We start from the raw sequence: 16024 nt of genomic DNA, 5'->3' as shown, positions 1-16024 counted from the left end.
AATATATTTAGCTGATAGCTTTTTTTAGTTTTTTGAAAAAGATTTCTTCTCTGTTGGCAATGTCCAAAAGTTCATCGGCAATCGTGTTGTATGCATCTTCTTTGGCACTTCTGTTTTTATAAATTCGCGAAGCTTCAACAGCAAAATCTCGCCAAGAATCGCCAATTTTTGTCATTTCTTTTGAAAGTTCTTTTAGTTCTTCATTGCCTAAAATAACCGAAGCCTCCTGTAAAAATGCTGCATAAATAAAACGGAAACCACCGCCGCCGGTTCCAATTTCTTCCTGCATACGAACCATTTGCGCCAGGTAATGATTTGCTTTTTTGGTTCCGTGTTTTATAGGCCATTTTCTAATTTGCTTTGATACAAATTTGATGCCGCGAACACCAACAATTGGCATTGGCGCTAACATATCTCTGCACGTATTTTTTATTCCTTTAATGATGGCGCTTTTTAAATCGACATCTTTTGGAATCTGAATTGGATAATACATTTGTCCGCGCGGCGCAAAAGCTCCTTTGGCAAAACGCACTTTATCCATTTCTTCGTGTGTTAAAGTCGTAACAGTTTCCATTACAGGATCACTTACCAAATAATCTTTATCGGTTTTTCCGTAAACAACTAAATTATGTGCGTTAAAATGAAAACGATATTCGTCTGGGAAATAACTTAAATTGTAAACGCCAACTTGTAATCCGGTTGGAATATTATTTTTTAAATTTTCGTCTAAAGCTTTATTAGCATTTGAAACAGAAGAAAATTTTTGTCTTTTTATTTTTAAATTTAAACGAGTGGCAACTTTATTAAAAATCTGTCCAGGCAAAGTTCTGTAACTAATTGCCGGAGCATAATTGACTTTTATAAAAGGCAGATATACAAAAAATAACCCAGAGCCAATACCAAAAACCATCGGTTCGCTGATGTTTAGTCCGCTGTTTTTTAGCAGATTCGACGCTACTCCATTCTCGCAATGAGCAGACTGATGATGTGTGAAAGTTAATTCCATTATTTGGTGATGCTGTTTTTTAATTCTTCGATTGAAATTTCAAATGTATCGGCATATTTCTGCAGAATTTTATCGCTTAATGCTGCAAAAACACTTGGCTTAAAATGTCTTTTTACGCGCCATTTCCAAAATCCTACATAACTGGATAAAATAGTAAGATCCATTTTGTTGACTTCCATAAAATATACAATCGGACTTGCTTCGCCATTTAAAACCTGTTGTTTTGCATCGGCAATTCGCTCGTTTATTTCATCAATAGAATTTGAAAGTGCTATTGTTTTAGGTTCCCAGCCAGTGCTTAATGTTGTGGTATAATTACCATTTTCATCAGTTGCATACAAAAGCTCTTTTACATTGTTTTTTGTTAAGTTGCTTTGATCCTGAGGTACTTTGTCTTTTTCCATTACCTAGTTATATTTTCAAGTGGAATTGTTATGAAACCGAAACTGTTTTTTGAATGAACAAATTAATTTCGCATTCTAAAAGAATCTGATTTTCGACAAAACTTTGACAGCTCATCGTGCATAAAGTGTAATCGTTGCCGGCAAATTTTGAAACTAAATTTGCTCTGGTAATTATGGTATCGCCAACTTTTGGCAGCGAATGAATTTTTACATTTTTTAAGGCACTAATAAATCCAATTACATTTACGTTCTCATTTTCTGTTCCGTCTTCGTCAAAAAAATATTTTTTTCCAACAATCGACGAACAAGTCTGCGCCGTATTTTCAATTAAACCAGCTTCGATAAAAATAGTATTCTGAACAAAAATATTGTCTTCTTTTATCAAAAAAGTGGTTTCTACGAAGCTGGCATCTATATCCAAAATCAAATCTACCATAAGCATTGGTGCTCGGTGCGGTAAATAATTTTGTATGTCAACTCCGGTATTCAAAATCATATATTATTTGGCTAAAACGGTTTTCATTTGTCCGTTTGCAATTTCTTCATTATTTAATTTTGTTACAATATTCACCAAAGTTATTCCGGCAAATTCCTGCAGAATCGTTACTTCAGATTGTATTGTGTCGTTTAGTTTTGGTAATTTTTTAATTTCAATTTCTTTAATAGAACCAATGTAACCCGTTGGTGCAGTTTCGTTTCTTAAAAAAAACTGATATCCGGTATGCAGTGCTACAGACTGCGCCATGTGTTCGATTAAACCGGCTTCTAAAAAAGTATTATTCTCAAAAAATATATTGTCACTTTTAATATTGAAAGCAGAAACTAATGATGTCTCACTATAAGAAAGCATGCTGTCTACCATTACAAAAGGAAACTTTTGAGGCAGTAAATTTTCGACAGCTTCTTTTTCTAAAGGTAAAACTTCCATTAGCAAACAGTTAAATACGCATACGCAAAAGAGAATCTTCCGCTTTCCGGAACTGATAAAAGAATATGATCGCCTTTTTTCAAATTTCCTGAATTCATTAATTCTTCAAGTGCTAAATAAATTGAGGCAGAACCTACGTTACCAACTCTGGAAAGATTCATGAACCATTTTTCATCGCTCATTCCGATTCCTTTTTCGGTTAGCCCTTTCTTTAATCCTTCGACAAAAAAGTTAGAAGAAACGTGAGGAATAAAATAAGTAATATCTTCAGATTTGATGTTGTTTTTATCCATCGCGTCTTTCATGCTTTCGGCACCTTTAGAAAGAATAAATTCGTCTAAAAGTTTAACATCTTGTTTAATTGAGAAAACAGATTCGTTTAACCATTGTTCCGGTGCATAATCGCTCCATCCTTTGATTTCTCCGTTTTCAAGTTTATCTCCACCGGCATACATGCAGGTTTCTAATTCGTAAGCATACGAAAAAGCTTCCATCCATTCGATTTTAAGGGAGATTGGTCCGCGTGGTTTATTTTCTAATAAGAAAGCTCCCGCACCATCAGAAAGCATCCATCTTAAGAAATCCTTTTTGAAAGCAATAATTGGCTGTTCTTCAAGATTTTTTAAATTCTCGGCTTCGTGATTGTATTTTTGAGCATTTAGCCAGGTCGAAACTTTTTCAGATCCTGTGCAGATTGCGTTATTTGAATTTCCAGAACGTACCGAAAGAAAACCAAATTTAAGAGAGTTCATTCCGGCGCAGCAAACTCCTGTTGAAGAGTTTAATTCTACCGATTTATTTTTTAGCAAACCATGAACCATCGCAGCATGCGAAGGAAGAAAAATGTCCGGCGTTGAGGTTCCGCATGAAAGTACTTCTAAATCCTGAGGCGTAAAATTTTCGTCGAATAACGGTAAAATAGCATTTCGTGTTAATTCGGCGTTGCTGTGTGTGCTTTTTCCTGTTTTGTCAACAGCATAATAACGGCTTGTAATTTTGTTGTTGCGCAAAATAATACGTCTTGCTTTTGAGGCAGTATCGTTGATTAGGCCTAAATAGGCTTCCATTTCATCATTCGAAACAGCTTCGTTGGGCAAATATTTTGCAGCTTTTGTGATATATACTTCAAACATAATCTAAATTCGCTTCTAAACTCCTTGATAATATTGAGTTTGTCTTTTTATGGTTTTTAACTTAAAAGGGTAGGAAATAAAGTGCAATATATACACTATTGGTGAGATTAACCAAATTGCCAAGAATAAATAAACATTAAATACTTTTAGAAGTGTTTTTCGGTTTTTTTGATTTTTATAAATGAGGTTTGACCATTTATTGAAAATTTTATTGGCTGTTTTGTCTACAGTTACTAAATACGGGCTAATCTTTACGGCATCAATTTCAACCAATTTAGGCTGTAAATCACCAAAATTATTCTCGTTTAAGGCAGAAAGCATAACTTCTCCGAACTTTGGAGATTCGTTTATATCTTTTTCTGAAACTCCGGGCAATGGAAAAATACCTAAATATTTTTTCTTAACACCAGAAAACATCCATTCTACAATTGTAATAACACTTATTAAATTTCCAACTCGATCTACCAAAGCTACATTTCCTACTAATTGTGCATTTGCTTCTTTCAACAAAACTTTGATTTTTTCCTGCGCCATAATCCACATATTTCTCGAACCGCTGATGGTAATAACTGGCGTATTGTTCAAAATTTTCTTAGCATCTTCACTTTTCAAAAATGAATTTATCGGAATGGATGGCGATAAATACCAAACTTGGTAATGAAATAAAACCAAATCAAATTTTGTATTTAAAATCTCTTCTGGAACTGGTTTTAATGCAGTCGGAATCTGTAAAAAAGATTCTGGGAAAGCATCAAAAAACGATTCTTTATTCCATGGAAATGGAAACGGTTTTTCTAATTTTATTTCATGAAAAGTGAGATTCACCTGATCTGAATTTAGAAATGGTTTTGCAATGTTTTTTGCAATAGATTCCAATTGTCCAGATTGGGTATAATAAATTACGAGAACATTTTTCATTGAGGTTTTGTTGCTTTGGTTGCGAACAAAAATAAGTAAATTTATTTAAACGGATTTTTCTTGGTTATTGGGAGGTTTTCTGGCCCGCGGGTTTAACGAATGAAACGGGTTTACACGGATTATTTTTGTTTAGTTATTTATAAAGAAAACCTGTATAAACCCGTTTCATCCGTAAAATCAGTGGTCTATTTTTTTAGATCGTTCCAGAAATCGAAATAATTAAACCATTGCAAAGGATATTTTTTTACAATGCTTTCTACACTGGTAACGTATTCTTTTAAAAGGGCTTTTTCGTCTCGGTGTTTTACTGTGGCTTCTCTTGCATATAAATGATAATGCAGGTTAGGTTCTTTCATTACATATACAAATACAACGGGAACTTTTAATCTTGATGCAATTAAAAATGGTCCTGCCGGAAAATTAGCTTCCTTTCCAAGGATGTTTTCAGAAAGTGATTTTGTGCCTTCAAAATAGCGGTCGCCTGTAAAGCAAACCAATTCGTTATTAGCCAAAGCGGCATTGATCTCAAAAATATGAGATAAATCTTCTTTGATAATAATGAATTTTACGGTTGGTTTTTGGGTAATGCTTTCGAGATAATTTTTTATAGCCGAATGCTCTAAATCTGTCGTAACCAGATTAATTTGAAAATCGATATCAATTTCGCCAAAAAAATGTTCGGCGATTTCAAAATTCCCGACATGTGCACTGATTAAAACACCGCCTTTTTTTTCTGTTAAAAGATTTTTTAAAGTCTCGATTCCGTCAAACTCATAGGTAAATTTGTTTCGCATTCCGGCAGAAATGGAAACTTTATCAATAATGGTCTGGCCAAAAGTATAATAACTTTTGAAAACCATTTTTTTAGATTTAAAATAGGAATATTGAAGCCTTTCTTTAAAATAATAAAAAATAGCGCGATTGCTTTTTTTTAAAAATAAAAAGTAATAAGAAGCAACAAAATAAAGTAAAACATAAGCAGATTTAACACCCGCTTTTTGAATCAAAAAAACGAATATTTTATAACCTAAAACTGTTCCTTTTGATTTGCCATCCCATTCACTCATTAAGCTGTTTTGGCTTTTAATTTATTTTCGATAAGGTCATAGAAACTTTGGAAATCAGAAATTCCAACAAAATCTGCTTCAACTAGTTTTACCCCAAAGTTAGATTCTATTGAAACAACTAAATCAACATAATCCAGACTGTCTAACCCAAGTGTATCTTTCAAATTAGCATTTGGTTCAATGTCGTCATTGTCTACTTCAAATTCATCAACTAAAAAACCATTAATTTTTGCTATAATATCTTCTTTATTCATCGTTCAATTTAAACTTTTTAACCACCAACGCAGAGTTGGTTCCTCCGAAACCGAAAGAATTGGACAAAAATATGTCAAATTTTTTGTTTAACGTAGTTTTAACTAAATTTAATTTTGAAGCATCTTCATCCGGGTTTTCTAAATTGATGTTTGGCGCAATGAAATCGTTCTGCATCATTAGGATAGAATAGATAATTTCGCTAGCTCCGGCCATCCAGCATTCGTGGCCTGTCATTGATTTTGTTGAACTTACATAAGGATTTTTCTCACCAAAAACTTCAAAAATAGCTTTGGCTTCGTTTGCATCACCAACCGGAGTTGAGGTTGCGTGTGCATTTATATACTCAATATCTGTTGCTTTTAGTCTGGCATCTTCAAGAGCTCTCTGCATTGCAGTTGCAGGTCCTTCAACGTTTGGAGTTGAAATATGGCCTCCGTTTGATGAAAATCCGTAACCTGAAACTTCTGCAATAATGTTGGCTCCACGAGCAATAGCAGATTCGTAACTTTCCAAAATTAAGGTTGCTCCGCCGCCACTCGGAATTAATCCGTCGCGTCCGGCATCAAAAGGTCTTGATGCTTTTTCCGGATCGTTTTCTCTGTTTGAAAAAACACCTAAACCGTCAAAACTGCTCATCGCATATTTGTTGATTTCCTGTGCTCCTCCCGTTATAATGATATCCTGAAAGCCGCTTTTTATTAAAAAATAAGCCAGTCCTATAGAATGAGATCCGCTGGCGCAGGCTGCACTTACGGTTAAATTAATTCCACGAAGTTTAAAAATCGTTGAAAGATTCATTGTTACTGTAGAATTCATCGATTTAAAAATGGCACCAGACCCAATTAAAGCAGTGTCTTTTTTCTCGCGAACAATATCTGTAGCATCAATAATGGCTTTAGAAACGCTGTCATTTCCATACATAATTCCCACTTCGCGAGTATCAAAAAAAGCATCGTCGATGCCCGCATTTTTTAATGCTTCGATAGTTGCCATATAAGCATATTCGGTTTCTTCACCAATACTCATACGCTGTCTTCGGGTCAATAGATTTTTTAAATCAGCTTTTGGAACCATACCGGTTAAGGCTGACTGAAAACCAAATTCTTTTCTTTCAGCATCAAACTGAATACCCGATTTTCCGTTATACAATGATTCCTTTACTTCATCTAAAGAAGTTCCGATACAAGAATAAATTCCCATTCCAGTAATTACAACTCTCTTATTCATCGTCTTTCAAAGTAATTTTTTATCCTTAAAGTGTAATTTTTAAACAAAGGCAATTTTTTTTTAATCTTTTTATTATGCAAACATAATATTTTAAGAATATATTCCGCCGTTAATGTTAATAATCTCGCCGGTAATATAACTCGATTTTTTTGAAATCAAAAAGCTTACCAAATCTGCTACTTCTTCGGCTTCGCCAAAACGATTTACCGGAATTAGTTTTAATAATTCTTTTTCGTCAAGCTCGCTTGTCATATCTGTTCTGATAAAACCAGGCGCAACAGCGTTTACGGTTATATTACGTTTTGCAACTTCTTGTGCCAGTGCTTTTGTAGCCGCAACAATTGCTCCTTTTGCTGCCGAATAATTGGTTTGTCCTGCTGTTCCTTTTACTCCGGAAACAGAAACCATATTTACGATTCGTCCATATTTATTGCGAAGCATTTTTTGAATGAAAAACTGCGTCACATTAAAAAATCCGTTTAAACTTGTATTTACAACACTATTCCAGTCCTGAGGAGTCATCCACATAAAAAGACCGTCTTTTGTAATCCCGGCATTGTTTACAATTGCCTCCACAATTGCTTCAGGATTTGTTTCCTGCCATTTTGTTAAAACGTCTTGTACTTGTTCAAAATTGGCAACATCAAAACCTAAAATTTCTCCTGTTGCTCCTAATTTTTGTATTTCCTGAAGTGTTTCTTCGGCAGCGATTTTGTTTGAATGATAATTGATCAGAATATGATAATTAGATTCAACGGCTAATTTTTTACAAATAGCACTTCCAATTCCTCTTGAACCGCCTGTTACTAATACACATTTCATAAGTGAAATTTATTTCTTTTTCTTAGCTGCTGGTTTGGCAGCGGCTTTTGTTGTTTTTGTTTCTTGTTTTGCGGCTTCAGCCGGAGCTGATGTGGTTTGTGGTTTTTCTGCTGATTTTGAAAATAATTCAGCGTTTTCAAACCATTGATTGCTTAAAACAGTTCCGTCTGGTTTAAGAAATCCCCATTTTCCTTCGTTTTTTACTCTTGCTACTCCATCAATAAAACCTTTGTCTTGTTGCACAAAAAGAGCAATTACGAATCCATTTGAAGTGATTCCGTATTGAGTTGGAATTACCAGTTTTCCACTTTCATTAATAAATCCCCAGTTGTTTTCTTTTACAGGAGCCAGACCATTTGAGCTGAAAACTTCGGCATCGCTATAGGTTGGTTCGATTACAAATGTTCCTTTTAAATTGATGTAACCCCATTTTTTTCCAACTAAAACCGGAGCTAAATTTTTTGAAAATGCTTTTCCTTTATCATAAATAGGAAGAATAACCCAATTTCCTTTTAAATCGATGTATCCTATTTTTCCGTTCTTTTTAGCATATGTCAAATCCTGAGTTTCAAAATCCCAGATTTTTTCTGCTCCATCAACCGGAATAAATTTTCCACCGCTTACAAGTCCGAAAGTTTTATCTTTTCTTGCCCATGCAGTACCTTTAAAATAGTTTCCAATTTCTGCATAAGCCGGTTCAATTAATTCTTTACCATCAGTATTTATAATTCCCCAGTTTTTGTTGAGTTCGACTCTTGCATAACCATTTTCAAAAGGTTTGATCTGATCGTATTTTGGTTCTAATACAGTGGCCAGTTTCGAATTGATTAATCCAACTTTATTTCCTTGTCTTATAAAAGCAACACCTTCATTAAAATCAAATATTTTTTCGGTTGCAGGAGCTTTTAGAATTTCTCCTTTTGTATTAATATAAATCCAGTCCTTATCTTTTTGTACAACTGCGATTCCGCTGTTAAAATCTTTAGCATTATTAAAATCCGCCGGAATTACCCAGTTTCCTTTTGTATCGATAAAACCCCATTTTCCGTCTTTTTCAACAGCAGCTAAACCTTCAGAAAAGCTTTTGGCAGATTTAAATTGAGGTTCAATTTTAAAAGATCCGTCTTTTGAAATATATCCAATTTTTGAATTCTTTTTAACTAATGCCAGTTCTTGACTATTAACGAATTGAATGCAACTTAGCAGCAAAAAAATAAGTGTTTTTTTCATGATTTTAAGATTCAATATTAATAATGTAAAAATGCTTTTTTATTCCTGAAAAAGCTCTGCATTTTGAAACCATTCGATCAAAACATCTCCATTTGGTTTAAGAAATGCCCATTTACCGTTTCGTTTAACTCTTGCTAATCCGCCGATAAAACCTTTTTCCTCACGCACATAGCTTCCAAATGCTGCAGAAATTTCATAATTAGGCTGAATTACCAGATTTCCTGTCTGGTCTATAAATCCCCAGCCGTATTCTTTTTTTACAGCGGCCAGACCATTTTCGCTGAAAGGTTCTGCATCATAATACATTGGCTGTACAGCACAGGTTCCCTCTAAATTAGTATAACCCCATTTTTCACGAATTTTAACCGGTGCCAGATTATTAGAAAATCCTTTTGCGTTGTCAAATAGTGGTTTTAAAACCCATTGTCCTTCAAAATTTACAAAACCAAATTTTCCGCCTTTTTTTGCTGCGATAAAGTCTTGAGTTCCAAATGGCCCAAATTCGGTAACGCCTTCTATTGGAATAAACTGCCCGTTGTGAACCAGTCCGTGCTCTTTTCCTTTTTTTGCCCAGGTTGTGTTGTTGTAATAATCGCCGACTTCATCATAAACGGCTTCAACCACTTCTTTTCCTGAGGTATCAACAATTCCCCATTTTCCATTTACTGCAGCTCTTCCATAACCTTTGTAAAGAGCTCTGATAACATCATATTTGGGAGCCAGAACAATTTCAAATTTATTATTGATAAGACCAACTTTATTGTTTTGTCTAAAAAAAGCTACTCCATAATGGAAATCAAATAATTTATCTGATTCCGGATTTCCATTTAATATTTCACCTTGTTTATTGATATAATACCATTTTGCATCTTTTTCAATCGTAGCGATACCACTATTAAAATCTCTTGCATTATCAAAACTGGCAGGAATTACAAGTGTTCCTTTATTGTCTATATATCCCCATTTTCCATCTTGTTTAACAGCGGCTAATCCATCTGAAAATTCTCTTGCACTGTCAAATTTTGGCTCAACGGCAAAAGTTCCTTCTTTTGTAATAAGACCAAATTTACCGTCTTTTTTAACTAATGCAAGTTCTTGAGCATTAATTAAATGTATAGAAAACAGAAATAAAAAAAATATTTTTTTCATGTTTATTTAATGTATGATTACAGTTTGTATTAACTGTTGATCAAATAATCTTTTACATTTTGAACAAAAGGATACATTACTTGGTCTTCCTTAAATGTTGGAATTATATTGCGAACATCATCATACCATTTTTTAGTTACTGATGAAATCTTATCTTTTTGACCTAAATAATCAATTGCCTGAACAATAGTAATCATTTCGATTGCTAATACTTCAAATGAGTTTTCGATTACTTTAGATGTAATAACCGCAGCATTTGTTCCCATACTTACAATGTCCTGATTGTCATTGTTGTTTGGGATACTGTGTACATACATTGGGTTTGAAAGCATTTGGCTCTCTGCAGTTGTTGAAGTTGCGGTAAACTGAACGCCCTGCATTCCGAAATTGAATCCTAATGTTCCTAAGTTTACAAAAGGAGGCAGTAATTCGTTGATTTTTGAATTCAATAAATAATTCAATTGACGTTCTGCCAGCATTGTTAATTTTGTAATAACAATTTTCAGTTTATCCATTTCAAGCGAAATATAATCGCCGTGGAAATTTCCTCCGTGATAAACGTGTTTGTTTTTTACGTCGATAATTGGGTTGTCGTTTGCCGAGTTAAACTCGTCTTCTAAAATAGAAGCTACATTATTTATAGTTTCTAAAACCGGTCCAAGAATTTGCGGTACACATCTTAAAGAATAATATTCCTGAACTTTTTCTTTGAAAATTTCTTCGGTATTTTCACCAGAATATAAATGGTCTTCTCTTTTACGGATTAATGTACTGTCCGCAAGATTCTGACGCATTTTTGCAGCAATTTCCTGCTGACCTTTATGACGTTTTGTTTGGTTTAATTCTGCTGAGAAATGGTCGTCGTATGCCTGAACTAATTCGTTAATTGCACAAGAAGCCTTTAAAGACCAGTTTAATAATTTTTTAGCATGATAAATATTTACAACACCAATTCCTGTCATTACAGAAGTTCCGTTGATTAATGCCAGACCTTCTCTGATTTCTACCTGAATTGGTTTTAAACCTTCGATTTCGAAAACTTCCGGAGTTGGTCTTCTTTCACCTTTATAAAAAACTTCACCTTCGCCAATTAAAACTAATGCTAAATGTGATAATTGTACTAAGTCTCCGCTGGCACCAACACCGCCGTGTTCAAAAATTAATGGTGTAATATCTCTATTGATAAGTTCAGACATTAAATGAATTACTGATGGATGAACACCAGAATTTCCTAAAGAAAGCGTATTTAATCGGGCTAAAATAGCTGCTTTTGCACAAGCTGCGTTTAACGGTTTTCCGGTGCCTGATGAGTGGCTTCGTATTAAATTATATTGAAGCTGAATTTGATCAGACTCTTTAATTCTGTATTGTGCCATTGGCCCAAAGCCTGTGTTTACGCCGTAAATTACTTTATTCCCAGAGAATTCTTTTAAGAAGCTGAAGCTTTCGTTAACTCGGTTTAGAACTACATCACTAATTGTAACTTTTTGATTTCCAAATATTATGGCTTCAAACTCTGCTAAACTTAAATATTCATTAATTGTACTCATTAAATCGTTTTTGATTGTGCTAATTTAATTTTATTTATCAAAATAATTGTAGTTATTTTGATGATGGCAAATGTAGGTTAATAATTGATAATATTTTTATTATGACAAAGGAGTTTGTAGATGTTTTAGTAATAGGCGCCGGACCATCCGGGTGCGTATCGGCATCGTATCTTCATAAAAACAATGTTAAGGTAAAAGTCGTAGAAAAACAAAAGTTCCCGAGACTTGTTGTTGGCGAAAGCTTAATACCAAGAGTAATGGATCATTTTGCTGAGGCGGAACTATTTGATGCTCTTAATTCGATGAATTTTGAAAAGAAACTTGGAGCCCGTTTTATTAGAGGTGAGGAGATTTGTGTTTTTGATTTCAGCAAAAAATTTGGCGAAGGCTGGGATTGGACCTGGCAGATTCCTAGAGCAGATTTTGATAATACAATGGCGCAGGAAGTTGTGCGAAAAGGTGTTGATCTTGAATTTGAAACGGAAGTTCTTGAAGTTACTTTTGAAGGAAAAAATTCAAAAACAATTGTAAAAGATAAAGACGGAAACTTAAAAGAAATCCATGCCAAATTTATTGTCGATTCCAGCGGATACGGACGTGTTCTGCCAAGACTTTTAGATTTGGATACACCTTCTAAATTAGATCCTCATTCTTCGATTTTTACGCATGTAAAAGATATTAACAGACCAGAAGGTGAGGAAGGAACCCAGATTTCGTTTGATATTTTAGAAACTGAAGTTTGGCTTTGGGTGATTCCGTTTTCTAACGGAAATACGAGTTTAGGAGTTGTTGGACCAACAGATTTTATTAATTCACTTTCTGAAAATAAAGACAATGCTGAGGCTTTGAAGAACGCTATTCAGCTATCAGATTATTATATTAAGAGATTTAAAGGGACAGAATTTTTATTTGAGCCTGTAAAACTGGAAAATTATTCGAGAGCGGTAAAAAGAATGTACGGAGATGGTTTTGCCTTGACAGGAAATAGTTCTGAATTTCTTGATCCGGTATTTTCATCAGGAGTTGCTTTTGCAACTGAATCTGGAATGCTGGCGGCGAAATTATATTTGAAAGAATCACAAGGAATTCCTGTTGACTGGGAAGTTGAATTTACGCAATATATGAAACGTGGTATTGGTGTATTTACGACTTATGTACAGGAATGGTATACCGGAAATCTCCAGACATTGTTTTTCCACCAGCCTGAAAACCCTGAAGTAAAAGAAAAAATATGTGCTGTTTTAGCTGGATATGTCTGGAACGAAGAAAACTCGTTTGTCAAAAAACATGATCACGTAATTGCGAATATGGCGTATTTACTAAATATGCAAAAAGAACAAAGCCCTGAATAATCAGGGCTTCTTTTATTATAAAATATAAAGAATGTCTTTTATTTTGTTTTTTTAACGATAAGTTTAGACATTGATTTTGCCGTTTTAGCAAATCCTTCTCCAATTCTGGTTTCGTTGCTAAAGTTGCTTCCCCATTGATCTCCGGGAGCTTCATCGCTGGTAATTTCTAATAGTACATTAGATTTATTAGCAGTTTCAACAAACTTTAGATTTGTAGTAACTTTAGCTGGCTGTTTCATGATTCCAGCATCCCAGCCTGGATAAATCCATACTGCTTTTACTATTAAAGTATAAGGAGTGTTTAATCCTTCCTGAAAGTTTAAATCTTTTTTCTCCTTTGTTAATACAATGTTTGCAATTTCTAAAAATTTTGGAGTCCAGATTTGGTCTTTTGCTGCAACCCATTTTTTCTCCCAGATATTTCCGTTTCCTTTTGCTTTTTCATCCAGATCGGCTTTATGTTCTTTTACATATTGCGCTTCCGACTTTTTTTCTTTCATCATAGTAAAGTCACTATAATCAAATACGGTATTAATTTCTTTTTGATCTTTTAAAAAGTCAAAGTTTCCTTTTACTACTTCCATGTCCTGAGCAAACGCTGTTCCTGAAATAATAAATAATGCAAAAATTAGTTTTTTCATTTTTCCTGTTTTGGTTAATTACGGCGTTAAAAATAATGAAAATGATTATATAAATATTTTTTTTCTTGTTGAGCGGGCATGTTGTTCATACAAATTTTTCGTTCACGAGATGCTCGCGTCAGCGAGGGAAGTCTAAAAAAAAGTCTGAGACTTTTGAAATAGTTACAATTTCTAAGAACAAAAAAATTGCGCAAAGTCAGAGACATTTACGCAGCTTTTCAGTTGAATTATTCGCAGAGCGAGGGACTTTTGAAATAGTTACAATTTCTAAGAACAAAAAAATTGCGCAAAGTCAGAGACATTTGCGCAGCTTTTTCAGTTGAACTCTTCGGAGAGCGGGATTTAAAAATATTAAATCAGATATGTCCAAATAGACTCTAACTTTTGGGACATATCATTAAGGAATGTTTTTTGGTGAATCAATTACAACTATTATTTTTAACTTATAAAAATAAATATAGATTAATATTTTTCTACATACTCCACCCAATTACCTGGATATTTTTTTTTAATCTTTTTCAATGTTTTTTCGGGAATTGGCTCGTTAGAATAATCAAGGCCTTTACTTTTTAAATATCTTATAATTTGCTTCTTTTGTTGAAATTCAGTTGATTCCAAATCAAAAACACATTGCCGTAAGGCTTTTAAAATGTAAACATTTTGACCTTTTGTGTCTTTTGACATTGGCAAATTGTAATTAGCTCCTTTTTGAATTAAATAAAGAGCAACATCCATTTTGTCTAATGTAAGCGACAATCCAAGAGGCAAATCTGTGTGACCTTCATTATAATAATTTAAATCTGCGCCTGCATTAATTAACAATTTTACTTTTTCAAGACTAGTATCATCAAAGTATGAAATAGCAGAAGTCAATGCTGTTTTTCTTGCTTGGTCACCTTTTTTAGTTTGAACATTTTCTTTTGAATTAGGATTACCCTTATACTTTAAAAGTAATTTTAAATAATTTATATCCTTATTTTTTGAAGCACATATCATTGCGGTTTCTCCTGTATAAGAATCTTCTAAATTTGGGTCTGCACCTAAAATTAATAAAAGATTTACACTTTTATACTTGTTATTTTTTATTGCCAGCATTAGCAACGTACTTCCAAATTTAGATTCTTTATAATTTGGATTTGCTTTTTTAAAATTTATTTCTTCTTTTATTAAAGACAGATTTTCATCGTCAACGGCTTTAGCTAAATTCCAAACTGGCGTATCTTGAAATAGCCTGAAATCATTTCCTAAAAGGTTTCTCTTATTTACTTTTTCTTCTTTATTACAGCTAACAACAACAAATAAAACTATTAGTATGATTTTGTTTTTCATTACAATTTATTATTTTATTACTATATTAATTAATGAAAGCTTGGAGGAGTTAATGCTTGTTTAATAGTATTCCACATACTTTGAATCGCTGTTGGTTGAGATAATGAATTTATAATAGAATTAATACTATGTCCATTGTATATTCCACTTGCGTTTCTAGGGCTTAAAAAATGTTTTTCTCCTCCTGCTGTCGGAACTAATAATGGAGAAATAGCAAATTTTGAACCTTGCTGAATAACATTTAGGGGATCAGTTGTCATAATATAAGCATCAGTATCAGATTTCTTTGAAAGACCACCTGTAAAATAACTCACTCCAGCCGCGTTAAAAGTTATTGCACTATCTCCGGTTGCAATCGCATTTGCTTCTGCAAGCCCTCCTCCTAGTGAATGTCCTGTAAAAGTAATTTCTCCATCCAAACCCTTTTCGAGAGCTTTTGCATTTCCTACTGATTGATTATATTGTTCAGATGCTCCAGCCAATTGAGTGCCATTATTTTTCCAGTCTTTTCCGTCTTCTGTTCCAGCTGTCGCATACGTATATTCTGTTTTTCCATCAACAGTTCGTTCATACAATGCAGATTTGAATCCAGTTTTTTCATTATTGTAATTTAGATTCGACATTGCATTAGATGGTTTCCATCCTCCTTGTAATTCTACTTTACCCTTTGGGTCAGCATATACATGCTTAGCCATTAAAGCCGCTTCCAAGGGAGTAGGTTTAGCTAGCATTCCATCTGGGTCAATAAAATAGACTGGATTATCAAAAGCATAATTATAAGGGCTGTGTCTTCTCATTTTCTCAGCTAATGGGTCAATGTTCATCCATCTTCCAATTGCAGGGTCATAATTACGTGCGCCATAATCATACAAACTCAGCTGATTCCCGCCAATGTTGTCATCCTGCAACTCCTTTCCGTTGTACTTATACTTGTAATTGGAGTTAATAACGGGAGCCCCGTATCCAATGTGTTTTAACCCAAAAGGATAATAGCTGTTTTCATCCTGTATGGC

At 33.9% G+C, this 16024-nt stretch carries 17 protein-coding genes; 1 reads left to right on the top strand and 16 read right to left on the bottom strand.

All coding sequences use genetic code 11. The features are described from left to right. Positions 1-7: 7 nt before the first annotated feature. From BUC29_RS07685 to BUC29_RS07625, 13 genes are all read right to left on the bottom strand, one after another. Positions 8-1006 (bottom strand): BtrH-related acyltransferase DarH, encoded by a 999-nt coding sequence (locus BUC29_RS07685; protein ID WP_073414997.1) that lies wholly within the window; start codon positions 1004-1006, stop codon positions 8-10. After that, entirely contained in the window at positions 1006-1410 is a 405-nt protein-coding gene (locus BUC29_RS07680) for a flexirubin biosynthesis protein DarG (protein WP_073414995.1), read from the bottom strand. Before BUC29_RS07680 ends, BUC29_RS07685 begins: the two co-directional genes overlap by 1 nt. A gap of 28 nt (positions 1411-1438) precedes the next feature. Continuing rightward, on the bottom strand, positions 1439-1906 hold the full coding sequence (locus BUC29_RS07675) for a hotdog family protein (RefSeq protein WP_073414993.1): 468 nt from the start codon (positions 1904-1906) through the stop codon (positions 1439-1441). Between the two features lie 3 nt (positions 1907-1909). Beyond that, the gene (locus BUC29_RS07670) at positions 1910-2338 is read right to left on the bottom strand and encodes a hotdog family protein (RefSeq protein WP_073414991.1); all 429 of its coding nucleotides are present in this window, start codon (positions 2336-2338) and stop codon (positions 1910-1912) included. Then, positions 2338-3471 (bottom strand): dialkylresorcinol biosynthesis protein DarB, encoded by a 1134-nt coding sequence (locus tag BUC29_RS07665; protein WP_073414989.1) that lies wholly within the window; start codon positions 3469-3471, stop codon positions 2338-2340. Before BUC29_RS07665 ends, BUC29_RS07670 begins: the two co-directional genes overlap by 1 nt. 15 nt (positions 3472-3486) lie before the next feature. After that, complete coding sequence (locus BUC29_RS07660) at positions 3487-4389, bottom strand: NADPH-dependent FMN reductase family protein (RefSeq protein ID WP_073414987.1); 903 nt, start codon at positions 4387-4389, stop codon at positions 3487-3489. Positions 4390-4574: 185 nt separating this feature from the next. Continuing rightward, entirely contained in the window at positions 4575-5456 is an 882-nt protein-coding gene (locus BUC29_RS07655) for an LpxL/LpxP family acyltransferase (protein ID WP_073414985.1), read from the bottom strand. Beyond that, complete coding sequence (locus BUC29_RS07650) at positions 5456-5710, bottom strand: acyl carrier protein (protein ID WP_073414984.1); 255 nt, start codon at positions 5708-5710, stop codon at positions 5456-5458. Before BUC29_RS07650 ends, BUC29_RS07655 begins: the two co-directional genes overlap by 1 nt. Next, positions 5703-6938, bottom strand: coding sequence for a beta-ketoacyl-[acyl-carrier-protein] synthase family protein (locus tag BUC29_RS07645; protein ID WP_073414982.1), 1236 nt, complete (start codon positions 6936-6938; stop codon positions 5703-5705). The genes BUC29_RS07650 and BUC29_RS07645 overlap by 8 nt, the downstream gene beginning before the upstream one ends. A 90-nt stretch (positions 6939-7028) precedes the next feature. Then, positions 7029-7760: a flexirubin biosynthesis SDR family reductase FlxB gene (gene fabG / locus BUC29_RS07640; RefSeq protein WP_073414980.1), complete on the bottom strand. Its 732-nt coding sequence runs from the start codon at positions 7758-7760 to the stop codon at positions 7029-7031. 9 nt (positions 7761-7769) lie between these two features. Beyond that, complete coding sequence (locus tag BUC29_RS07635) at positions 7770-8990, bottom strand: WG repeat-containing protein (protein WP_073414977.1); 1221 nt, start codon at positions 8988-8990, stop codon at positions 7770-7772. A gap of 39 nt (positions 8991-9029) precedes the next feature. After that, entirely contained in the window at positions 9030-10139 is a 1110-nt protein-coding gene (locus tag BUC29_RS07630; RefSeq protein WP_073414975.1) for a WG repeat-containing protein, read from the bottom strand. 29 nt (positions 10140-10168) lie between these two features. Continuing rightward, positions 10169-11689, bottom strand: a complete 1521-nt coding sequence (locus tag BUC29_RS07625) for a flexirubin biosynthesis tyrosine ammonia-lyase FlxA (RefSeq protein WP_073414973.1) — start codon at positions 11687-11689, stop codon at positions 10169-10171. Positions 11690-11790: 101 nt separating this feature from the next. Between BUC29_RS07625 and BUC29_RS07620 the strand changes: the two genes are divergently transcribed. Next, entirely contained in the window at positions 11791-13041 is a 1251-nt protein-coding gene (locus tag BUC29_RS07620) for an NAD(P)/FAD-dependent oxidoreductase (RefSeq protein WP_073414971.1), read from the top strand. A gap of 38 nt (positions 13042-13079) precedes the next feature. On the opposite strand, the gene BUC29_RS07615 is transcribed toward BUC29_RS07620, so the two are convergent. The 3 genes from BUC29_RS07615 to BUC29_RS21115 form a co-directional block, all read right to left on the bottom strand. Then, complete coding sequence (locus BUC29_RS07615) at positions 13080-13682, bottom strand: hypothetical protein (RefSeq protein WP_073414969.1); 603 nt, start codon at positions 13680-13682, stop codon at positions 13080-13082. 462 nt (positions 13683-14144) lie between these two features. Beyond that, positions 14145-15011 carry an ankyrin repeat domain-containing protein gene (locus tag BUC29_RS07610; RefSeq protein ID WP_073414967.1) on the bottom strand — a complete coding sequence of 289 codons (867 nt, stop codon included), beginning with the start codon at positions 15009-15011 and terminating at the stop codon, positions 14145-14147. A gap of 29 nt (positions 15012-15040) precedes the next feature. Beyond that, the coding region (locus BUC29_RS21115; protein ID WP_317043478.1) for an RHS repeat-associated core domain-containing protein at positions 15041-16024 on the bottom strand (984 nt) is incomplete at its 5' end.

The sequence above is a fragment of the Flavobacterium defluvii genome (genome assembly GCF_900129555.1).
GTDB lineage: Bacteria > Bacteroidota > Bacteroidia > Flavobacteriales > Flavobacteriaceae > Flavobacterium > Flavobacterium defluvii.
The sequence above is the reverse complement of the archived record's forward strand: the minus strand, read 5'-3'. Positions and strand labels throughout refer to the sequence as shown.